This is a genomic window from Rugamonas sp., assembly GCF_025354735.1.
Classification (GTDB): Bacteria; Pseudomonadota; Gammaproteobacteria; order Burkholderiales; family Burkholderiaceae_D; genus Rugamonas.
Window position 1 is genome coordinate 1 of sequence record NZ_JANXMI010000033.1, and the last position, 19,773, is coordinate 19,773.

The following is a 19,773-nucleotide window of genomic DNA, read 5'->3' on the forward strand; positions in this document are numbered from 1 at the left end:
ACTTTCTTCATCGCGCGGCGGAAGTCGAGCGCCTCGAAGATCGATTCCTCGACCAGCGCGGTGCCGCCCGGCGCCTCCATCATGGCCGCGGCGACGTCGCACGAGGCGATGATCGAGTACTGCGGCGAGGTCGAGGTGTGCATCAGGTAAGCCTCGTTGAAGGCGTCGCGGTCCAGCTTGACCGACTCCGATTCGCGCACCAGCACCTGCGAGGCCTGCGACAGGCCGGCCAGCAGCTTGTGGGTCGACTGGGTCGAGAAGATCATCGACTCCTTGGCGCGCGGGCGGTCCTTGCCGATCGCGTGCATGTTCTTGTAGAAGTCGTGGAAGGTGGCGTGCGGCAGCCACGCTTCGTCGAAGTGCAGCGTGTCGATCCGGCCGTCGAGCATTTCGCGCAGGGTTTCCACGTTGTAGACCACGCCGTCGTAGGTCGACTGGGTGATGGTCAGGATGCGCGGCTTCTTGTTCTTGGCTTCGCGCGCGAACGGGTTGGCGTCGATCTTGCGCTGGATGCTCTCCATCGTGAACTCTTCCAGCGGGATCGGACCGATGATGCCCAGGTGGTTGCGGGTCGGCATCAGGAACACCGGGATCGCGCCGCACATGATGATCGAGTGCAGGATGGACTTGTGGCAGTTGCGGTCGACCACGACGATGTCGCCCGGCGCCACCGTCGAGTGCCAGACCATCTTGTTCGAGGTCGAGGTGCCGTTGGTGACGAAGTAGCAGTGGTCGGCGTTGAAGATGCGGGCGGCGTTGCGCTCGGAGGCGGCGACCGGGCCGGTGTGGTCGAGCAGCTGGCCGAGTTCCTCGACGGCGTTGCAGACGTCGGCGCGCAGCATGTTCTCGCCGAAGAACTGGTGGAACATCTGGCCGATCGGCGACTTCAAAAACGCCACGCCGCCGGAGTGGCCGGGGCAGTGCCACGAGTAGGAGCCGTCGTTCGCGTAGTGCACCAGCGCGCGGAAGAAGGGTGGCGACAGGCCGTCCAGGTAGGACTTGGCTTCGCGGATGATGTGGCGGGCGACGAATTCCGGCGTGTCCTCGAACATGTGGATGAAGCCATGCAGTTCGCGCAGGATGTTGTTCGGGATGTGGCGCGAGGTGCGCGTTTCGCCGTACAGGTAGATCGGGATGTCGGCGTTCTTGTAGCGGATTTCTTCGACGAAGGCGCGCAGCGATTTGAGCGCGTGCTCGGTGTCCTCGACCGAGCCGGTGCCGAATTCCTCATCGTCGATCGACAGCACGAAGGCCGACGCGCGCGACTGCTGCTGCGCGAATTGCGACAGGTCGCCGTAGCTGGTCACGCCCAGCACTTCCATGCCTTCTTTTTCCATGGCGTCGGCCAGCGCACGTATGCCCAGGCCGGACGTGTTCTCGGAACGGAAATCCTCGTCAATGATGACGATGGGGAAGCGGAACTTCATGGATGTCTCCAAATAGAAGAGCGCCCCCTGCGGCCGGTCGGCTCAAAGGGGCGGGCGGGACGTCGTCAACGGCGACGCACCAAAAAAAAACAAGAACGGGATTCTCGCAGAAATGGCGGCGCTCTGGGAAAAAATCACAAAAAATCGCGGGCTTTCCTGTCGCGCTGTCGGATTGCCGGCCGCACCCGCTTTGACTTCGATAATCTGACACCGTATTACAGCGGTATTACAGCGGTATGACAGCGTGTTTGCCGTTTTTTAGCAGGCCATCAGCCTGCGCCGGTAAGTCACGAAGGCGTAATCGAGGCCGGCCTGCGGCGACGACGCTTCCTCGCGCTCCGCTTCCTGCCACTGGTCCGCCGCGATGGCCGGAAAAAAAGCGTCGCAGTTATAAGTGTGCTTGATTTCTGTGACGATCAAGCGGTCGGCCAGGTCCAGCGACTGCCCATAAATTTCGGCGCCGCCGATGATGAAGGCTTGCGGCTCATCGAGCAGCTCGACCGCCGCGGTCAGCGAGCCGGCCGTCTCCACGCCGTCATGGCGCCAGTCCGCGTTGCGCGTAATGACAATATTGCGACGGCCCGGCAGCGGGCGGCCGATGGAATCGAAAGTCTTGCGGCCCATGAGTATCGGATGGCCGGTGGTCAGGCGCTTGAAATGCGCCATGTCTTCGGCCAGCTTCCACGGCAGCGTGTTGGCGATGCCGATGCCGCGGTTCGCGTCCATCGCGACGATGATAGTCAGTTGAGTCATGTATCTTATAGTTCAAGGCGTCCAAAGCGGGAAGGGCGCGGCCGGCCTGCATTCTCATCTATCTGTGCATATATCTGTGCATATATCGATGCCCATGCGCGGGCCGGCGCCGTCATGCCAACATTATCGTTGAAATCGGCGCCAGGGGGGAATTCCCTTGGCGGGCCGCGCGCGCCGGCCCGGCGCCGCCCGTGCCTGGCGCCGATAACGAAAAATTAATGTTCTCGCCGACGCCTGCAAGGCCGGCCGTTTTACGGGACAATAGAGGACTTCGCACAGCCATCATCGGAATTCCCATGTCCCAGCAGCCCGCCGCAGCCCTAGCCGACCGCGCTTCCCTCGACGCGCCCGGCGACGGTCTGCCGCCCGACGCGCGGCGCTGGGCCATCCTGTCGGTGGCGATCGGTGTCGGCATGGCCTCGCTCGATACCGCCATCGCCAACACCGCCTTGCCGGCCATCGCCGCGCAGCTGCACACGACGCCGGCGGCCTCGGTCTGGATCGTCAACGTCTACCAGCTGGCGATGGTCGCCACGCTGCTGCCGTTCGCCGCGCTGGGCGAAATCATCGGCTACCGGCGCGTGTGCCTGGCCGGCCTGCTGCTGTTTACAGCGGCGTCGCTGGCCTGCGCGATGGCGTGGTCGCTGCCGTCGCTGGTGGTGGCGCGGCTGTTCCAGGGCGTCGGCGCGGCCGCCATCATGGGCGTCAACAGCGCGATGCTGGGCGTGATCTACCCCAAGCGCTTGCTGGGGCGCGGCTTCGGCACCAACGCGCTGGTGGTGGCGGTGGCGTTCGCGGTCGGCCCGACGGCGGCCTCGCTGATCCTGGCCACGGCCACCTGGCCATGGCTGTTCGCGATCAACGTGCCGCTGGGCGTGGTCGCCGTCATGCTGGGCCGCCGCGTGCTGCCATTGACGCCGCGCGCCAGCCACCACGTCGACGGCCTGACGGCGTTGTTCAACGTCGGCGCCTTCGGCCTGCTGATACTGGCCGCCGGCGAGGGCGCGCACCTGGCGTCCATGACCACGCTGCTGCCCGAGCTGCTCGGCTCGGCCATCTTCTTCGCGCTGCTGCTGCGGCGCCAGCGCGGCCACGCCGCGCCCATGCTGCCGGTCGATCTGTTCAAGCGCCCGCTGTTCGCGCTGTCGGCGCTGACGTCCGTGTGCACCTTCGCCGCGCAGGGACTGGCCTTCGTCTCGCTGCCGTTTTATTTCGAGACGACGCTGGGCCGCTCGCCCATCGAGACCGGCTTCCTGATGACGCCATGGGCCGTGCTGGTCGCGATCATGGCGCCGATCGCGGGGCGCTTGAGCGACCGTTATTCACCCGGCCTGCTGGGCGGGATCGGCCTGGCGGCGCTGTCGGGCGGACTGGTGACGATGATTTTGATGCCGGCCCACCCTTCGGTGTTCGACATCGGCTGGCGCATGGCGGTGTGCGGGGTCGGCTTCGGCTTCTTCCAGGCGCCGAATTTGAAGGCCATCATGGGCAGCGCGCCGCCGGAACGCAGCGGCGGCGCCAGCGGCATCGTCGCCACCGCGCGCCTGATCGGGCAGTCGAGCGGCGCGGCGCTGGTGGCCTACTGCTTCACGCTATCGAGCACGCGCGGCACCACCTATGCGCTGGTGCTGGCGGCGAGCGTGTCGGCCATCGCCTGCGTGGCGAGCTTCTCGCGGCTGTTCGTCAAGCAGGCCGCCTGACGTCGATAGGATATTTATTGCGGCGGATACTCGTCGATCTTCGCTTGCAGCAGATGCGCGAACTGCGCCAGCTCCTGCCCGTTCAGGTCCGACACCGCCGAATAATCCATGCCCTTGTCGCTCCAGCGCAGCAGCTGGAAGCCCTGGTGCGACGAGGACTGCGGCGCGGAAGCCGGGGCTTCATGGGCCGACCGCTGCGGCCACAAATATAAATTGATGATGTGCTTGCGGTGCCGGTACACCAGCGCCGCCACGGCGCGCTGGTTCAGATAATCGAGCCGGCCGCCGACCAGCGGAAAATCCTGCTGCGCCAGATCGACCACCGGCGGCGAAAAATCGAGTTTGCCGGCGAACCACGGCTTGACCGTGTGCTGGTCGGTCGAGGCCACATCGGCCAGGTGGTCCGGCATCAGCGAGCGGAAATGGCTGGCCACCAGATCCTGCTCCAGCCGCTCGCCGCCCGACGGCTGGCCCAGGTACAGCGCCAGCGTCACCGCGAAAGCGGCCGTGCTGGCGCCGGCGATGCCGAGATTGATCCACGCCCACGGCCATGTTCTCGGTGCGCGGCGGCGCGGCTGCTGCTGCGCCAGCGCCGCACGGATGCGGTGCTTCAAATGCGGCGGCGCCTTGTGGCGCGTGGCCTGCTGCGCAATCGTCGCGCGCAATTCGAGCTGCTGCGCCAGCGCCGCTTCGCAGGCCGCGCAGCCGGCCAGATGCCGCTCCATTTGCAGCGCGGTCGCCGCATCGAGCTCGCCGTCGACATAAGCCGACATCAAATCCTGCGCCTGATTACAATCCATCCTGATCTCCTGCCTGATCGCGCGTCAGCAATGACAGCAGCTGCTTGCGCGCGCGCGCCAAGCGCGACATCACTGTACCGATCGGTACATTCACCACTTGCGCGATTTGCTTGTACGACAAATCGTCCATTTCCTTCATCACCAGCACCTCGCGGAAAGCGCGCGGCAGCCGGTCCAGCGCCTGGTTGACCGTTCTATCGAGGTCGCGGCTGGCGGCGATGCGGGCCGGATCGCCGCCGCTGCGCGAGTCCGCCGCGCCGTCGCCGATATCGGCCGCGCCGTGTTCATCCTCCTCGAAGCTGACGTCGGCCCGCTCATGGTGGGTGTCGCGCAGCGTCGAGTAATAAGTGTTGCGGACGATGGTCAGCAGCCAGGCGCGCGCGTCGCCGCCGCGAAAACTGTCGACGAAGCGGAAGGCGCGCAGATAGGCGTCCTGCACCAGATCGTCGGCGGCATGCGGATCGCGCGTCAGCCAGCGCGCCAGATTGTAGGCGGCGTCGAGGTGCGGCATGGCCAGCGCCTCGAACTGTGCGGTTTTGTCGTCGTCACCCAAATACTTACCCATCATCGTAGTCCCGAATAGGGAGACTCGCCGGCCTGCGTTTTTATTCCCGCATCGAGCAAAAAAAGATTTATCGAATGGCGGGAATATTTGCGCCGTCATCCGGGTTTGACTTCTTGCGAGCGGTACCAAAGATCGCAGCGATTATGGCACGACACAACAATCACGCACAGGAGCACATCATGTTAGACCGCAGGAACTTCTTGAGGCTGGGCGCCATCGGCGGCGGCGCCGTCTTTATGTCGGGACTATTCGGCGCCGCCCACGCGGCCGCGCAGGACGACTTCTATTTCGTCCAGCTGTCCGATTCGCACTGGGGCTACAGCGGGCCGGCCAACCCGGACGCGCAAAACACATTGCGCCAAGCCGTCGCCGCCGTCAACGCGCTGGAGGTCAAGCCGGACTTCATCGTCTTCACCGGCGACCTGACGCACACCACCGACGACCCGGCCGAACGCCGCCGCCGCATGGCCGAATTCAAAACCATCGTGGCGGCGCTCGACGTCAAGGACATCCATTTTCTGGCGGGCGAGCATGACGCCTCGCTCGACAAGGGCGCCGCCTTCATCGAACATTTCGGCCCGACGCACTACAGCTTCGACCACAAGGGCGTGCACTTCATCGCGCTCGACAACGTGTCCGACCCCGGCGCCCGCATCGGCGACGAACAGCTGGAATGGCTGAAGGCCGACCTGGCGAAACACGCCAGCGACGCCCGCATCGTGGTGCTGACGCACCGGCCGCTGTTCGACCTGGCGCCGAAGTGGGACTGGGCCACGCGCGACGGCGACAAGGCGGTCGCGCTGCTGATGCCGTATTCGAACGTGACCGTTTTTTACGGCCACATTCATCAGGAAAACCACCAGATGACGGGCCACATCGCGCACCACGCGGCCAAGTCGCTGATCTTCCCGCTGCCGGCGCCGGGATCGCAGGACAAGCGCACGCCGCTGCCCTACGACGCGGCCGCGCCGAACAAGGGACTGGGCTTCCGCGAGATCGACGCCGAAGCGAAACAGGCCGGCTACCAGCTGACCGAATTCCCCGTCACGAAAGGATAGGCCATGCAGACATCGAAACGACGCTTCATGGTCGGCGTGCCGCTGGCGCTGGCGGCGGGACTGGGAACGGTGCTGATGGCCGGCGCCGGCGTGGCCGCCGCGAAGCCGAAGGAGCGTGTCATCAAAATCGAAGCGCGCAAATTCCGCTACGCGCCCAATCTGATCGAGCTGAAAAAAGGCGAGGCCGTGGTGCTGGAATTCCGCGCCATCGACTTCACGCACGGCTTCTCCATCCCGGAAATGAAAGTGCGCGCCGACCTGCTGCAAGGGCAGGTCGTGCGCGTCAAGCTGCAACCGGATACGGCCGGCCAGTTCGGCTTCTTGTGCGATAACTTCTGCGGCAGCGGCCACGAAGAAATGGCCGGCTCCATCATCGTCAAGGAAGCGTAAAGCCGGAGCGGCTTGAAAGCCGCTCGGTTCCATTGGCGCCGCATCCACCGACATTAAATAAAAGGACTCAATCTCCCCAGCGCCGCAATCTCGTTGAGCGCATTGTATAAAGTGCCGATAGTGCGGGCCACCGCCGCGGGTGGGTAGCTGGCGAGGTTTTTCTTCAACGTCCAGTAGCGGCCGTGCGCGAGCCAATGGCGCACGCGCAGCGCGTCTTTCAGTCCGCCGATGCCGGTCAGGATGCGGTCGCGATCTTGCTGCCGCATGGTTTTTAGCGTCGCCGCATAGTCCTTCCAGGCGTCGATGATGCCGCCTTCGTACAATGGGACTTCCCAATCGTGAGCGGCGTGTGATTGAAGTAAAGCGAGGCGCTTCGCCAGGGAGTTTGCCGTTTTTTGCGCGCGCGTTCTTGCATCGAGCCGTATGCGGGCCTCGGCCGCCGCGATCAAAGTGAATATCGCGGACAAATCCACTTCAGCGATACAGGCGTCAAAATGGGCATCAATTCCGCGCCGGGTTGTACCTGCGGGTAGAACGCCAAGCAAGAATGACGATGGCGCCAGGTATTCAAGCGTGCTTGCGTGGCTGGCGTAGCGTTGCACGGACAACCCGTTTGCGCACAGATCGCGCCAGTGCAGCACGGCGTTTTGATCGAGTGCCGTAGGATGGTTGAACAGCATCTCAGCCGCCCTCATTGATGCCAAATAGATCAACGAACATCTGCTCGAAAGTACCTTGCGTCAGCGGGACCAGCTGCTGGTGCTGTTTCGGATTGGCGAGCATCCACTCGGCGGATTTGAGCCGCGTTTCTTCCCTCACCGATTCGTCGGTCGCGCAAAGAAGAAGCATCGCCTTGCCGCGAGGGCCATCAACATCTACCCGGCCATAGCCGCCGATGACGAATGCGCTGACAGGGCAGATTTTCAACTGCTCCTGCGCCAGGTTAATCTCACCGGCTTGAACTTCATAACTCCCCAGCTCATCGTCTGCGATGATGGCGATGGAACGCGAGAGCGTCACCGTGTGATTTTGGATTAGCTTGGATAGCCAATGCTGCATGGTGTCGAGTAGCTCAACGATACGCTGCTGCCACCACAGACGCCGGGCGATCCAATCTGACCCGTCTTCGGCATAACGCTTTTTCAACTCAGCTGCATGCTGCATCACAAGCACTTCAAAACGGGAAGTCTGCATATCTCCACCTCGCTAGCGGCATTCGAACTCCACGACTGACGTGGAATTATGCGCCTTCTAAAGGAGGAAGATATGCACGAACTCAAGCCGGCATCAAGCCCGCTGCACGCCGGCCAGGAATTCGTCGACGGTCAGCGATGCGTGGCCGAAGGTCGGGTAGGAGATGTCGATGGCGGCGCGGTGCGCTTGCTCGGTGAATTCCGCCACGCCGTCCTTGATGAAGGTGACGTGGAAGCCCGCTTCCAGCGCGTGGCGTCCGGTGCCTTCGACGCAGGTGTGCGAGGTCAGGCCGGCCAGCACCACATGGTCGATGCCGCGCGCGCGCAGCTGCTGTTCGAGGTCGGTGCCGATGAAGGAGTCGAACATGCGATGCTGGCTGATGACCACTTCGCCCGCCCGCGGCTTCAATGGCGGGAAGAATTCGGCGCCGTACGATCCCTTCCAGAACACCTGATTGGCCGCGCCGGCCGCCAGGCGCGGGTGCACGTGCGGCACGTCGTCGAAGCTGTGTTCATCCTGGCCGTGCGGCGCAAAGAAAATCTGCACGCCCGCTTCGCGCGCGCCGGCCAGCAGCCGTTGTAGCTGGGCGATCAAGTCGGTCTGCTCCAGCATCGGGCCGATCATGCCGTGCAGTTTGCCGTCGTCGGCGAGGAAGTCGTTGAGCACGTCGACCAGTATCAGGGCGGTGGTGCGGGCGGGGTAGCGAGGCTGGTTCATGGCGAGTCCATAACGTTGATTGGCGGAGTGGCGATGCAGTCTGCAGTTTGGGCCATTTGTGCTATCGTTACTATCCACTGAATATGAACTACAGCTATTCGCCACGCAAATGAGTGACCGCTTCCAGGAATTGCAGGTGTTTGTGCGCGCCGCCGACAGCGGCAGCTTTTCGGCCACGGCGCGCGAGCTGGGATTGTCGCAGCCGTCGGTGTCGCGCATCGTCACCGAGCTGGAAACGCGGCTGGGCGCCAAGCTGCTGTTGCGCAGCACGCGCGCCATCGTGCCGACCGAAGCGGGCCTCGCTTTTCTGCAAAGGGCCAAGCAGCTGCTGCACGACCTGGAAGCGGCCGACGAATCGGCGCGCGGCGTCGACAGCCTGCGCGGCGTGCTGCGGGTGGCGCTGTCGTCCATCCTCTGCATCCGCATCCTGATCCCGCGCCTGTCCGAATTCCTGAAGGATCACCCGCAGCTGAAGATCGAGTTCCTCACCTCCGACGGCCTGCACGACCTGGTCGCCGAGGGCGCCGACGTGGCGATCCGTTTCGGCCAGATGGCCGATTCCGGCTTCGGCGCGAAGAAGCTGCAAACGCTGGAGCGGCTGCTGGTGGCGTCGCCGGCGTATCTGCGGCTACGCGGCGCGCCGCTCACGCCGGACGATTTGAAGGACCACGATTTGATCGTCGGCCCGGTCATCACCACGGCCTGGCCGTGGACTTTTACGCGCGGCGGCGAAACGCAATCGATCAAGATCGAACCGCGCTTTCTGCTGACGTCCGCCGAAGCGGCCATCGCCTGCGCGAAGGAGGGGCTGGGCATCGCCCGGCTCACGCGGATGATGGTCCGACCGGAGCTGGCGTCCGGGCAGCTGGTGGCGGTGCTGCCGGACTACGCGCCGTCGCCGGTCGAGCTGCACGCCGTGTTCCCGGCCGGGCGTACGCCGTCGCAAAAGGTGCGCCTGTTCACGGCTTTCTTGTTGCGCATACTGGCGCAAGAGTGAATTGCTCGATTGCCGCCATCGGCGCCGAGGCCGAGTTGCGAGACTCCGCTTCCCTTGAGCGCTCTCAAGACCCCCGCGATTTCCCGCATCTATAGTGGCTGACACCGGATTAATACCGAGACGTCGGCCGCGTGTCGCAGGCGGACGGTAACCCGAAGGGGATACATATGCCAAACATCGTGGACGCGGGCATGGCGGCGCTGTCCGTCTTCGGCGGCAACGCGCAACACAACCGCCTGCTGCAAATGAGCTTTCCGCATTCCGACGGCCCGGCCGATGCCGTCCTGCTGGTCAACAAGGTGCGCATGCGCGAAGAACTGTCGCGCGACTTCCTGATCGACGCCGAGGTGCTGTCGGACGACGCCCGCATCCCGCTCAAGAGCATGATGGCCAAGATGGTGACGATCTCGCTGGTGCGCGAGGACGGCACGCTGCGCCACATGAACGGCTACGTCGACCTGTTCCGCTTTGTCCGCACCGACGGCGGCTTCGCCTATTACCGGATGGTGCTGCGGCCGTGGCTGGCCTTCGCCAAGCTGCGCAAGGACAACGTCTCTTTCCACCACCGCAGCGTGCTCGAACTGACCGACACCACCTTCGCCCATTATCGGGAACATGCCTGGACCACCAGGATGAGTTTCGGCTACGACGACAAGAAACTGACCTGCGCCAACCAGCACAACGAGACCGACTACAACCACCTGCACCGGCGCTGGGAAGCCGCCGGCCTCTACTACAGCTACGAGCACCAGGCCGACGGCCACATCCTGGTGCTGAGCGATAACTCGATGCAGGCCGAGCCGATCGATGCCACCCATGTCGATGACGGCCCGGACCAGATGCGTTTTCGCGCCCAGGCCGGTTCCGGCGAAGGCGACGGCATACGCGACTGGCAGGCGGTGCGCCAGCTCGGCTCCGGCGCGCTGACACTGGCCAGTTTCAACTACAAGAGTCCGCAGCCCCGACTGGTCCATGGTTATTCCCTCAACCAGCAGGGCGACGTGGCCGCATACGAAGTCTATGAAAATACCGGCGCACACGGCTTTTCGAACATCGGAGACGGCGAAGTGCTGGCCCAGCGCCGCATGGAAGAGCGCGACCAGCGGACCCAGTATTTCGAGGCCGGCGGCAACGACCGCGCCGCGCAGCCCGGCCGCACCTTCAAGCTCGCCGGCCATTTCAGCGCGGTCAGGAAGCCGTCGGGGCCGGACGAGGACATGAAGCCCGGCATCGGTCCGCGCGACTATCTGATTTTGTCGGTCGAGCACACCGCGAGCAACAACTCTCCGGCCGGCCGCGACGGCACATCGGAATACAGCAATACCTTCACCTGTATCCGCCGCGACATCCGCTGGCGGCCCGGCCGCCACCACAACAGCCGGCCGTGCGCCAATCCCGGCGTGCAGACGGCCATCGTCGTCGGCCCGCCCGGCGCGGACATTTATACGGACGAACTGGCACGGGTCAAAATCCAGCTGCACTGGGACCGGCTGGGGATATTCGACCAGGCCAGCTCGCCGTGGATACGCGTGATGATGCCGATGGCCGGCCAGTACTTCGGCCAGATGTGCCTGCCGCGCGTGGGGCAAGAGGTGGTGGTCCAATTCCTCGACGGGAATATCGACCATCCCGTCGTCGTCGGCGTCGTCTACAACCGCGCCAACATGCCGCCGTGGCGTCTGCCGTCGCAGAAGGCGCTGGCCGGCCTGCGCAGCCGCGAACTGGCCAGCGACGGCGACGGCGGCAGCAACCACCGGATACTCGACGACACCAAGGGGGCCATGCAGGTCCAGCTCAAAAGCGACCACCAGCACAGCCAGCTGTCGCTGGGCAGCATCACCCGCATCGAGACCTCGGACGGGCGCATGGACGCGCGCGGCGAGGGATGGGAACTGGCGACCAACGCCTGGGGCGTGGCGCGCGCGAACCGTGGCATGCTCATCACCACGGAGGCGCGGCCCGACGGCGCGTCCCACATCAAGGACATGGGCGAGACGCAGCAGCGCCTGAGCGCCGCGCACAATCAGCACGACGCGCTGGCGAAACTGGCCGAGCAATCGGGCGCGCAGGATGCGGGGGACCAGGCCAGGGCGGTGACCGCCATCAAGGCCCAGAACGACGGCATCAAGGGCGGTGCAAGCGCCAGCGGCGGCTTTCCTCAACTGGCCGCGCCCCACCTGGTGCTGGCCAGCCCGGCGGGCATCGAGGCCACGACGCAAGGCACCATCCATCTGGCCAGCGAACAGCACACGGCGCTCAGCACGGGGCAAGACTTGTCCATCGCCAGCGGCGGCGGCCTGTTCGCCAGCGTGCGGCAGGCGTTCCGCCTGTTCGTGCACAAGGCCGGCATGCGGCTGGTCGCGGCGGCCGGCGACATCGACATGCGGGCGCTGTCGGACAGCATCAACCTGCTGGCCAAGCTCAACATCACGCAGACGGCCAACCGCATCACCATCAGCGCCAAGGAGGAAGTCGTGATAAACGGCGGCGGCAGCTACGCCAGGTTCAGTGCTGGCGGCATCGAGCAGGGCACCAATGGCGAATTCGTTGTGCATGCGGCCAAGCATAGTTTGCTTGGGCCGAAAAACATGGATGTGGCCCAAGTGCTGCCACCGCAAGCGAAGATGGATGGCGAAGGCACGTTTCATCTGAACAGCCACGCGGCGGCGGGCGGCCGCGCCAATGCCGGTTTGCAGTACAAACTCTACAAGGATGGTGCCCTAACGGAACAAGGCGTCATGGACGACGACGGCAACATGAGGTTCAAGCACGAGATGGAGAAACAGTCCCAATACCGGCTTGAGTTGTCGAACGGCGTTGGGTATGCCATCGACCCGGATGACCATGATGAACAGCATGATATGAGTGCCGGTATCGGCTATCACGGTTACGTCAATTCCGCTGGCTCCCACTCCGCTCAGCCAATGGCGCTTGAGCAGGAAAGAGTGCAGGCGAACCCGTCTCTGCGAGGCGACGACAAACCGTGCACTCAGTGACCTGGCAACTAATTTGTGAAGGGACTGCCATGGGCAGCATGGATGACAATGTTAAGTTGTACGAGCAAAAACTATCTTACCGCCGCACTGGTGCGCCTTACCAATGCCTCACGCAACCGTGGTTCATCCACGCGCCGTTTCTAGTGTACGACCCGCGCCACGGTTGTCATCTTGAGCCGTTGATTTGCGGAGAAAAAGTATTCGGAAGCATATCCAAGGATCTGAACGCCGCTCAGCATACCGTGGACATTATTACTTGGGGATTCGACCCCGGCATGGTGCTCGTTCGCGGCGCTACTGCCGAAGATGGAGTGCGTTATGGGGACTTGCTAAAGAACATCGCCACGCGACAGAACCACCCGGTCACGGTGAGACTGCTCATCTGGCACGACGATGCATTTGCCCAGAAAAAAATGAACGATGCCCCCTGGTTACTATGGCCGGCTTTATCCTGCAATCGGCCAGGGTGAGGCGGGGTTTTATAGTGATGCTCACCAGAAATACAACGAGGCGTGGTTTGACGAGGTCACGTCCGGCTCGATACCAACCCTTCAATTTCATATCAGGGAGGTACCTCATAGGGACATGTTGTTAATGATACCCGGTGAGACCCTTCCCGACGGAATAAGCTTGACCGGCCTATTGACGGCCATGTACCCCGCACATCATCAAAAAATGATACTGATTGATTACGAAGCACCTCAGCTGGCGTTAGGGTATGTGATGGGACACAACTCCATTACCGACTTTTGGAATGGTCAAGAGCATGTGTTCCGCGACCCGCGACGCGAACGTGTTTATCGTAAGCCCGAGGCCGAAGTGCTGAAGGCGGCGCAAGGGGATAGCCCGTCGCCCAGAGACCTCGCGTTTGTCTATTTCCAAAGCGAACAGGGCAAAAGGGACCACGAAGCGATGGTGAAAAACTATGTGGATAATAACAGCCACATAGCCAAGCCCTACCAGGACGTCTCCTGTCGTCTCAAAGGCCCCGTACTTTACGACCTGAATCACAATTTCTGTCAGGCATGGGGCGAGTCCACACGCCCGAACGCGTTCTTTATGGATTGGCTAAAGTTCGCGCCCGGTCTCCGGGGCATTGTGAGCGCGGAGCGAACGGTTGGTGACTTTTTGCATAATGAACTAGACGCCCGCTTCGTGCAGCGGCGCGAAAAAATCGACTGGCGCGCCTACAACCGGCCCGATGGTCAACATAGCGTTCAACTGGTGCGTACTCAGCCTCAGCATTTAGAAAAGGGAGTCAAGGAATGCTATGCGAATCTCACGCGACAAATGATGCAATACATGTTCATCCAAAATCAATACATTCAGTATGCCACTTGGGCAGAGCACCTCATTCACTGCGTCGGGAATTTGCGTACCGCCGGCTATTTAAAGCCCATATACATCTTCATGCTCACCTCCACGCCGGAGCGGGACATGATGGATTCCCCCACCTATGATGTGGCCAGTAGGCTCGGCATGAGCGAGGCCATGAGGGTGGAACACGAGAACGCCATCGAGCGTGCGCACAAGGGCAAGGGGGAGCAGCCAATTACCCCTGCGCAGTTAGAAAAACAGGGTATCAAAGTCTTCATGGGTTCGCTTTGGACATGTGCGCATATCGAAGGCAAGTTGAGGGATACGGATTATGAGGAAATCTACATTCACGCCAAGGTGGCGGTGGTGGACGACGCCGCGTTCACGATAGGTTCGGCGAACCTGAACCTACGCAGCATGGCCATGGACAGTGAGCTCAACGTGTTGAGCCAAGCGCAGGATGTCGCATTTCAACTGCGCAGCGATTTATTCGCCCAGTGCACTGGGGCTGCGGGACCGGCGCAGTTTGCGAACATGGCGGACACGTTTACAAGATGGCAAAAACTTGCATCCAAGAACGAAAAATATAAAGATGAGGGGAGGCAGTTGGACGGTCAATTGTTGTCTTTCCATGTGGACCGGAAGCCCGGCTCACCGTGCGTCTAGCCATGAACAACTCGCGGCTGCGCTGGATATCTGCTCTGACGCTGCTGGCGTTATTGGCGGTGGGCGCATTTTTTCTCAATGACAACTTAAAGGAGAACGCCTTGCATGCCCTGCCATATGGATTTAAGAAATTCAGCTTGTACGACCCGCTGCCCGTCTGCCGTCGCTGGAAGGATAATATGCCGAAGACCCGCGATCCGGCGACGTACCATCTCTATATCGAGGCGCGCAAGGTCTGGCGCAGCAAGATAGAGTGGCAACTCACCCGCGACGAGGCCACGCGGATACTCACCGATGTGAGAAAAGCTGCCGACCTGGGCGACTGGGGTGCACGTGCGCTGCTCGCCCATTTCTATCTTGAGGGGTTGGGGCCGCTCGAATCCAATAATGTGCTCAGCCCAGACCCGTACAAGGCGGTCGAAATCGCCCGTATGGCTGCGAAGGAAATGCAGCCCTGGGGGCCTTACGACCTCGGTGTCGCGTATGAGCATGGCTATGGCGGTGCGCATTACGACGTCGATTTGGCTTGGGCATATTATCTGAGGGCGGCACAACTCGGCAGCCCGGAGGCGCAGATGGCGCTGGCTCAGGCTTATAAGGAGGCGCGGCGCGGGGGGGGGATGAGGTAATTATGCAGCAATGCGCATATCAGCAGGGGCACGGGCCAGCCGCCTACGAACTGGCTTTGGACGCTGGCGTAAATAAGCGGTATCAAGAAGCTATACGTATATATCAGGAGGGTGTGAAATTTGGGAGCTTGGAGTGTGCCCGAGACCTTCGAATTATGTTTAACGATGGATATTGGGATAAAGGTTCCGATGAAGAAAAAGCCATCTTGCGGCCCTTGGGAATTGTAGTGGACTCTGAACGAGAAAGTCGCTACCAAGCTATTTACGACGCATTGGAAATCAACCCCGACTTGAAGCTGGGCCGACTCGACCAAGTGCTTCCACTGCCGCCAGCGCAACTACCTGCATGGTCTGGTGTTGGCGATGCGGTCACGCCCGAGTCCAACGACCGCCCCACCTACTGAGATAAAAGGCGAAATGCCATGTCATTAATCATCATCACCGTCGGAGACGCCACCGACCACGGCGGCAAAGTCATCAGCGGGTCGGCGACGCATGATGTCGGCGGCAAGGCTATTGCGCGTCTTGGCGACGATGTTTCGTGTCCGCAGACTTACCCGGGCGGCGCGCCGCACGGTGTCAATAAAATCACCACGGCTCACCCAACGCTGACCGCTGGCGGCATTCCGGTGGCGGTCCATGGCTGCGAGACGGAATGTGGTTGCACACTCATTGGTAAGGTTAACGCCACGGTCGGATAAGTGATGGTGGGCGCCGAAGCCGGCACCTGACAGGCGCCGGCTGCCGCCGCGGCTTACTGCAAATTGAGTCCCAGTTTTTCCAGTACTTCGGCGATGGGGATGAACAAGCCGATGCCGCTGGCGTTGGCGCGTTTCAGATCGGCGATGGCGATCAAGCCGCCGTCGGCGTCGACCAGCGGGCCGCCGCTGTTGCCCGGATTGATGGCGACGTCGCTCTGCATGAATTTCTGTTCGTTGAGCGTGCGTTCGCCGCTGAGGATGCCGCGCGTGACGGTGCTGCTGAGCTGTTCGCCGAACGGCGAACCGACGGCGTACACTTCCTCGCCCACCTTGGCCGGCGCGGCGCGCACGAACATCGCCGTCGGCGGCTGGATATCGGTCTTGATGAGCGCCACGTCGCGCGCCGGATCGCGGCGTATCACTTCGCCCGCCACGGCGTAGCCGCCGACCATTTTGACCTTCACGTATTTCGCTTCGCCGACGACGTGCTGATTGGTGATGACGTAGCCATCGCGGCCGATGTAAAAGCCCGAGCCGGTGGCGTTGCCGGCTTCGATGGTTACGACGGCGCTGAGCACCCCTTTTGCATCCTGCGTCACACTGTCCTTCGGTTTGTAGCCATTTTTCACGACGATCAAATCGGCCGGCGATTCGGCCACCGCCGGCGGCGCGTCGCGGAAGGCGTCGACATATTTCGGGTCGGCGAACATGGCGTCCATGGCGTTGCCGATCATGGTGTCGTTGAACAGTTCTTCCTTGATCTTGTCTTCGGCGGTCATCGTGCCTTCGACGGTGCGCGAATAGACGACTTTTTGCAGCTTGCTCGAAAACAGTTCGACCTTCAGTTTGACCTTGCCGGTGCCGCTGACGTCCTTGCCGTTGACGCAGACGGTGTCGTTGAGCGCCATCAGCGAAAAGCCGATACGGAAATCGGCGCCGGTGCTGGCCGCGTCGCCGAAGGCCGAGTCGCCGGCATCGTATTTCGGATAGCCAAGGGCCTCCGACTTTTCCTTGAATACCTTGTTCACGCGGCTGACGAAATAGGTGTTATAGGCCGTGGTGTACGCCATGTCGATGGCGCCCGAGCAGAACAGCCCGCGCGACAGCGTGCCGACCTTGGTCGGTGTATCGAGGTAGTTTTTCCAGTTCTTGAACTGGGCGGTTTTCTTGATGCCCTGGTTGGCGACGTTGATGGGCGTGTCCGCGAACGCGGATTGGACTGACATCGCCAGCATGGCCGTGGCGAACAGGAGAGCAGGTGCTTTCAAGCTGAGTCCTTCCAGAGAGTTAAATTAACGGAATATTATCAATATAACAGGATGGCTTGATATTATCACGTTAATATTACTCCCTGGGAATACCTGTTCTTGCTCCCTTGCACCTTACACCGCCATCGGCGCCGTGATCGGCGCGTGGTGCTGGTAGCCTTCCAGCGCGAAGTCGGACGGTTCGATTTTTTCCAGCCACTCCGGCTCGTACTTGCCGGTCCTGGCGTAGTCGGGCACGCGGTCGGAGATGGCCAATCGCGGCGCCGGGAAGGGCGCGCGCGTGAGCTGCTCCTTGACCATGTCCAGATGGTTCTCGTAGATGTGGGCGTCGCCGATGAAGTAGGTGAACCAGCGCGGCGTGTAGCCGGTCAGGCGGCCGATCAGGTGCAGCAGGGCCGCGCCCTCGGCGAGGTTGAAGGGCGTGCCGAGGCCGATGTCGTTCGAGCGCACGTACAGGCACATCGAAATTTCGCGCGTGTTCGCGTTCGGGATGAACTGGTACAGCAGGTGGCAGGCCGGCAGCGCGACGGCGTCCAGGTCGGCCGGATTCCAGCCGTGGAACAGGATGCGGCGGCTGCCCGGATTGCTGATGATGGTGTCGAGGCATTCGCGCAGCTGGTCGATGGCCTTGTACAGCACGACCTTCCGCACGCCTTCATCCTCCATCGGCGCGACGAGGCGGAAGCCGTTGTTTAGCGCGTCGGCGATCTGCGCGCCCTGGTCGGCGGCGATCATCTTGTAGCCGGGCCAGCCGCGCCACTGCACGCCGTACACCGGACCGAGATCGTCCTCGCCGAGGCGATAGGGGTTGTTCAGCCACTGCTGGTTTTCGTTCGCGTTCTGGTCCCAGACCTTGCAACCGAGCGCGCGGAAGTCGGCGGCGCTGCGCGAGGCGCGCAAAAAGGCGCACAATTCGCCGACCACGGATTTGAAGGCCAGCTTTTTCGTCGTCACGGCGGGGAAGCCGTCGTTGAGCAGGTCGAAGCGCATCATCGCGCCCGGCACGCTGAGCGTGCGCACGCCGGTGCGGTTATCCTGCCAGCTGCCGGTGTCTAGAACGGTTTTGATTAAATCCTGATATTGCTGCATACATCTCTCCAACGTGGACGCGAGCCGCGGCGGCTCCTTGAATACTTTTCCGGGACCGTGATTGTAGCAGGCGCCGATCAGCGGGCCGGCCCGCGCCCGCCCGGCTTGGCCGGCTTTGCGGACGATTGCGCGGCCGGCTTCGCGGCTGATTTCGCGCTGGCGCGGGCCGTCGATTTGGCGCCGCGTCCAGCGGTGACGATGACCGCGCCTTTCGGTATCGACGCGGCCGGCCGGGCGGCGGCGCTCCGCGCCCCCGGCGCGCCGGGGGCACCGGTAAAGGCCCGCTTCTTCCTGGCCGGTTCGGCGGCCTTCGCCGCTTTCGCCACCTTCGCCACCGCCGCCTCGGCGCCGGTGGCCGGCACGCGGTGATGGGCTTCGAAGCCCGGCTCCTCTTCGCGCCGTATCACTTGCCGCGTCAGCGTTTCGATGGCGGCCAGCAGCTCGACTTCGTCGGCGCACACCAGCGACACCGCTTCGCCCTCGGCGCCGGCGCGGCCGGTGCGGCCGATGCGGTGGATGTAGTCCTCGGCCACCGTCGGCAGGTCGAAGTTGACGACCTGCGGCAGCGCGTCGATATCGAGTCCGCGCGCGGCGACGTCGGTTGCCACCAGCACCCGCACCTGCGCCGTCTTGAAGCGGTCCAGCGCCCGCAGGCGCGCATGCTGCTGCTTGTCGCCGTGGATGGAGTCGGCCGCCACGCCTTCATCGAGCAGCGTCTTGACCAGCTGGTCGACGCCCTTGCGGGTCTTGACGAACACCAGCACCTGGCCCCAGCGCCGCTGTTTCAGCAGGTGCAGGAACAGCTCGGGCTTGCGTTTTTTATCGGTCGGGATCAGCCACTGCTTGACGGTCTTGGTGGTCGTGTTGCGCGGGCTGACCTGGATCGACAGCGGATCGTTCAGCAGGCCGCCGGCCAGCGCGCGGATCGCGTCCGAGAACGTGGCCGAGAACAGCAAGGTCTGACGCTGCTTCGGCAGCGCCTCGAAGATTTCGTTCAGCTCGCGCGAGAAGCCCAGGTCCAGCATGCGGTCGGCCTCGTCGAGCACCAGCGTTTGCAGCGATTCGAACGTCACCATGCCCTGGCGGTACAGGTCGAGCAAACGGCCCGGCGTCGCCACCAGCACGTCGAGACCCTTGCGCAGTTTGCTGATCTGCGGTTCGATGGCCACGCCGCCGTACGCGACGAAGCTGCGCAGCGGCAGGTTGCCGCCGTAGGTGCGGAAGCTGTCGTAGACCTGCTCGGCCAGTTCGCGCGTCGGCACCAGCACCAGGCAGCGCACCGATTTCGGCGCGACCACGCCGGCCAGCGTCAGGCGCTGCAAGATCGGCAGCGCGAAGCCGGCGGTCTTGCCGGTGCCGGTTTGGGCCGCCGCCATCAGGTCGCGGCCCGCCAGCACGGCGGGTATGGCCTGCTTCTGCACCGGCGTCGGCTCCTGATAGGACAACGTTTCAAGGGTGCGCAAAAGTGGGTCGATGAGGCCGAGGGCGAGGAAGGTCATGGCGTGG

Annotated in this window: 20 protein-coding genes; 10 read left to right on the forward strand and 10 right to left on the reverse strand. The window is 62.8% G+C overall.

Annotated elements, in window-relative coordinates; all coding sequences use genetic code 11:
- Together Q0S71_RS02920 and Q0S71_RS02925 are read right to left on the reverse strand one after the other, a co-directional pair.
- Positions 1–1,427, reverse strand: a 1,427-nt coding sequence (locus tag Q0S71_RS02920; protein ID WP_295991077.1) for an Orn/Lys/Arg decarboxylase N-terminal domain-containing protein, incomplete at its 3' end; no start/stop codon positions are given.
- Between the two features lie 258 nt (positions 1,428–1,685).
- Complete coding sequence (locus tag Q0S71_RS02925; protein ID WP_295991080.1) at positions 1,686–2,180, reverse strand: dihydrofolate reductase; 495 nt, start codon at positions 2,178–2,180, stop codon at positions 1,686–1,688.
- A gap of 296 nt (positions 2,181–2,476) precedes the next feature.
- On the opposite strand from Q0S71_RS02925, the gene Q0S71_RS02930 reads away from it, so the two are divergent.
- Positions 2,477–3,880 (forward strand): MFS transporter, encoded by a 1,404-nt coding sequence (locus tag Q0S71_RS02930; RefSeq protein WP_295991083.1) that lies wholly within the window; start codon positions 2,477–2,479, stop codon positions 3,878–3,880.
- 14 nt (positions 3,881–3,894) lie between these two features.
- Here Q0S71_RS02930 and Q0S71_RS02935 read toward each other — a convergent pair whose 3' ends face one another.
- Positions 3,895–4,680: an anti-sigma factor gene (locus tag Q0S71_RS02935; RefSeq protein WP_295991086.1), complete on the reverse strand. Its 786-nt coding sequence runs from the start codon at positions 4,678–4,680 to the stop codon at positions 3,895–3,897.
- Positions 4,670–5,245 carry a sigma-70 family RNA polymerase sigma factor gene (locus Q0S71_RS02940; protein WP_295991089.1) on the reverse strand — a complete coding sequence of 192 codons (576 nt, stop codon included), beginning with the start codon at positions 5,243–5,245 and terminating at the stop codon, positions 4,670–4,672. The genes Q0S71_RS02935 and Q0S71_RS02940 overlap by 11 nt, the downstream gene beginning before the upstream one ends.
- A gap of 179 nt (positions 5,246–5,424) precedes the next feature.
- Here Q0S71_RS02940 and Q0S71_RS02945 point away from each other — a divergent pair, with 179 nt between their 5' ends.
- Positions 5,425–6,303: a metallophosphoesterase gene (locus Q0S71_RS02945; protein ID WP_295991091.1), complete on the forward strand. Its 879-nt coding sequence runs from the start codon at positions 5,425–5,427 to the stop codon at positions 6,301–6,303.
- Between the two features lie 3 nt (positions 6,304–6,306).
- Positions 6,307–6,693 carry a cupredoxin domain-containing protein gene (locus Q0S71_RS02950; RefSeq protein WP_295991095.1) on the forward strand — a complete coding sequence of 129 codons (387 nt, stop codon included), beginning with the start codon at positions 6,307–6,309 and terminating at the stop codon, positions 6,691–6,693.
- 53 nt (positions 6,694–6,746) lie between these two features.
- Here Q0S71_RS02950 and Q0S71_RS02955 read toward each other — a convergent pair whose 3' ends face one another.
- From Q0S71_RS02955 to Q0S71_RS02965, 3 genes are all read right to left on the reverse strand, one after another.
- The gene (locus Q0S71_RS02955) at positions 6,747–7,373 is read right to left on the reverse strand and encodes a hypothetical protein (RefSeq protein WP_295991100.1); all 627 of its coding nucleotides are present in this window, start codon (positions 7,371–7,373) and stop codon (positions 6,747–6,749) included.
- Between the two features lies 1 nt (position 7,374).
- Positions 7,375–7,887, reverse strand: coding sequence for a hypothetical protein (locus Q0S71_RS02960; RefSeq protein WP_295991102.1), 513 nt, complete (start codon positions 7,885–7,887; stop codon positions 7,375–7,377).
- A gap of 93 nt (positions 7,888–7,980) precedes the next feature.
- Positions 7,981–8,604 carry an isochorismatase family cysteine hydrolase gene (locus Q0S71_RS02965; RefSeq protein WP_295991104.1) on the reverse strand — a complete coding sequence of 208 codons (624 nt, stop codon included), beginning with the start codon at positions 8,602–8,604 and terminating at the stop codon, positions 7,981–7,983.
- Between the two features lie 109 nt (positions 8,605–8,713).
- Between Q0S71_RS02965 and Q0S71_RS02970 the strand changes: the two genes are divergently transcribed.
- The 7 genes from Q0S71_RS02970 (at position 8,714) to Q0S71_RS03000 (ending at position 15,910) form a co-directional block, all read left to right on the forward strand.
- Positions 8,714–9,601 (forward strand): LysR family transcriptional regulator, encoded by an 888-nt coding sequence (locus Q0S71_RS02970; RefSeq protein ID WP_295991108.1) that lies wholly within the window; start codon positions 8,714–8,716, stop codon positions 9,599–9,601.
- Between the two features lie 167 nt (positions 9,602–9,768).
- A complete protein-coding gene (locus Q0S71_RS02975) occupies positions 9,769–12,597 on the forward strand; it encodes a type VI secretion system Vgr family protein (protein WP_295991111.1) in 2,829 nt (942 codons plus the stop codon).
- A 29-nt stretch (positions 12,598–12,626) separates the two neighbouring features.
- Positions 12,627–13,067: a hypothetical protein gene (locus Q0S71_RS02980; protein ID WP_295991114.1), complete on the forward strand. Its 441-nt coding sequence runs from the start codon at positions 12,627–12,629 to the stop codon at positions 13,065–13,067.
- A 160-nt stretch (positions 13,068–13,227) separates the two neighbouring features.
- Complete coding sequence (locus tag Q0S71_RS02985; protein WP_367185268.1) at positions 13,228–14,580, forward strand: phospholipase D-like domain-containing protein; 1,353 nt, start codon at positions 13,228–13,230, stop codon at positions 14,578–14,580.
- 2 nt (positions 14,581–14,582) lie between these two features.
- Entirely contained in the window at positions 14,583–15,209 is a 627-nt protein-coding gene (locus tag Q0S71_RS02990) for a hypothetical protein (RefSeq protein ID WP_295991116.1), read from the forward strand.
- A gap of 2 nt (positions 15,210–15,211) precedes the next feature.
- Positions 15,212–15,613 carry a DUF6396 domain-containing protein gene (locus tag Q0S71_RS02995; protein WP_295991119.1) on the forward strand — a complete coding sequence of 134 codons (402 nt, stop codon included), beginning with the start codon at positions 15,212–15,214 and terminating at the stop codon, positions 15,611–15,613.
- 18 nt (positions 15,614–15,631) lie between these two features.
- Positions 15,632–15,910 carry a PAAR domain-containing protein gene (locus tag Q0S71_RS03000; protein WP_295991122.1) on the forward strand — a complete coding sequence of 93 codons (279 nt, stop codon included), beginning with the start codon at positions 15,632–15,634 and terminating at the stop codon, positions 15,908–15,910.
- A 53-nt stretch (positions 15,911–15,963) separates the two neighbouring features.
- Here Q0S71_RS03000 and Q0S71_RS03005 read toward each other — a convergent pair whose 3' ends face one another.
- From Q0S71_RS03005 to Q0S71_RS03015, 3 genes are all read right to left on the reverse strand, one after another.
- A complete protein-coding gene (locus Q0S71_RS03005; protein ID WP_295991125.1) occupies positions 15,964–17,178 on the reverse strand; it encodes a trypsin-like peptidase domain-containing protein in 1,215 nt (404 codons plus the stop codon).
- 114 nt (positions 17,179–17,292) lie between these two features.
- Positions 17,293–18,267 carry a thymidylate synthase gene (locus Q0S71_RS03010; protein WP_295991128.1) on the reverse strand — a complete coding sequence of 325 codons (975 nt, stop codon included), beginning with the start codon at positions 18,265–18,267 and terminating at the stop codon, positions 17,293–17,295.
- A 77-nt stretch (positions 18,268–18,344) separates the two neighbouring features.
- Complete coding sequence (locus Q0S71_RS03015) at positions 18,345–19,766, reverse strand: DEAD/DEAH box helicase (protein ID WP_295991131.1); 1,422 nt, start codon at positions 19,764–19,766, stop codon at positions 18,345–18,347.
- Between the last annotated feature and the right edge of the window lie 7 nt (positions 19,767–19,773).

What these genes read in the sequence shown, in the direction of transcription:
- Q0S71_RS02955 (WP_295991100.1), bottom strand. Translation starts at nt 7,373, where the DNA reads ATGCTGTTCAACCATCCTACGGCACTCGATCAAAACGCCGTGCTGCAC.
- Q0S71_RS02940 (WP_295991089.1), bottom strand. Translation starts at nt 5,245, where the DNA reads ATGGGTAAGTATTTGGGTGACGACGACAAAACCGCACAGTTCGAGGCG.
- Q0S71_RS02930 (WP_295991083.1), top strand. Translation starts at nt 2,477, where the DNA reads ATGTCCCAGCAGCCCGCCGCAGCCCTAGCCGACCGCGCTTCCCTCGAC.
- Q0S71_RS02995 (WP_295991119.1), top strand. Translation starts at nt 15,212, where the DNA reads ATGCAGCAATGCGCATATCAGCAGGGGCACGGGCCAGCCGCCTACGAA.
- Q0S71_RS03000 (WP_295991122.1), top strand. Translation starts at nt 15,632, where the DNA reads ATGTCATTAATCATCATCACCGTCGGAGACGCCACCGACCACGGCGGC.
- Q0S71_RS02980 (WP_295991114.1), top strand. Translation starts at nt 12,627, where the DNA reads ATGGGCAGCATGGATGACAATGTTAAGTTGTACGAGCAAAAACTATCT.
- Q0S71_RS03010 (WP_295991128.1), bottom strand. Translation starts at nt 18,267, where the DNA reads ATGCAGCAATATCAGGATTTAATCAAAACCGTTCTAGACACCGGCAGC.
- Q0S71_RS02965 (WP_295991104.1), bottom strand. Translation starts at nt 8,604, where the DNA reads ATGAACCAGCCTCGCTACCCCGCCCGCACCACCGCCCTGATACTGGTC.
- Q0S71_RS02970 (WP_295991108.1), top strand. Translation starts at nt 8,714, where the DNA reads ATGAGTGACCGCTTCCAGGAATTGCAGGTGTTTGTGCGCGCCGCCGAC.
- Q0S71_RS02925 (WP_295991080.1), bottom strand. Translation starts at nt 2,180, where the DNA reads ATGACTCAACTGACTATCATCGTCGCGATGGACGCGAACCGCGGCATC.
- Q0S71_RS02950 (WP_295991095.1), top strand. Translation starts at nt 6,307, where the DNA reads ATGCAGACATCGAAACGACGCTTCATGGTCGGCGTGCCGCTGGCGCTG.
- Q0S71_RS02990 (WP_295991116.1), top strand. Translation starts at nt 14,583, where the DNA reads ATGAACAACTCGCGGCTGCGCTGGATATCTGCTCTGACGCTGCTGGCG.
- Q0S71_RS02960 (WP_295991102.1), bottom strand. Translation starts at nt 7,887, where the DNA reads ATGCAGACTTCCCGTTTTGAAGTGCTTGTGATGCAGCATGCAGCTGAG.
- Q0S71_RS02935 (WP_295991086.1), bottom strand. Translation starts at nt 4,680, where the DNA reads ATGGATTGTAATCAGGCGCAGGATTTGATGTCGGCTTATGTCGACGGC.
- Q0S71_RS03015 (WP_295991131.1), bottom strand. Translation starts at nt 19,766, where the DNA reads ATGACCTTCCTCGCCCTCGGCCTCATCGACCCACTTTTGCGCACCCTT.
- Q0S71_RS02975 (WP_295991111.1), top strand. Translation starts at nt 9,769, where the DNA reads ATGCCAAACATCGTGGACGCGGGCATGGCGGCGCTGTCCGTCTTCGGC.
- Q0S71_RS02945 (WP_295991091.1), top strand. Translation starts at nt 5,425, where the DNA reads ATGTTAGACCGCAGGAACTTCTTGAGGCTGGGCGCCATCGGCGGCGGC.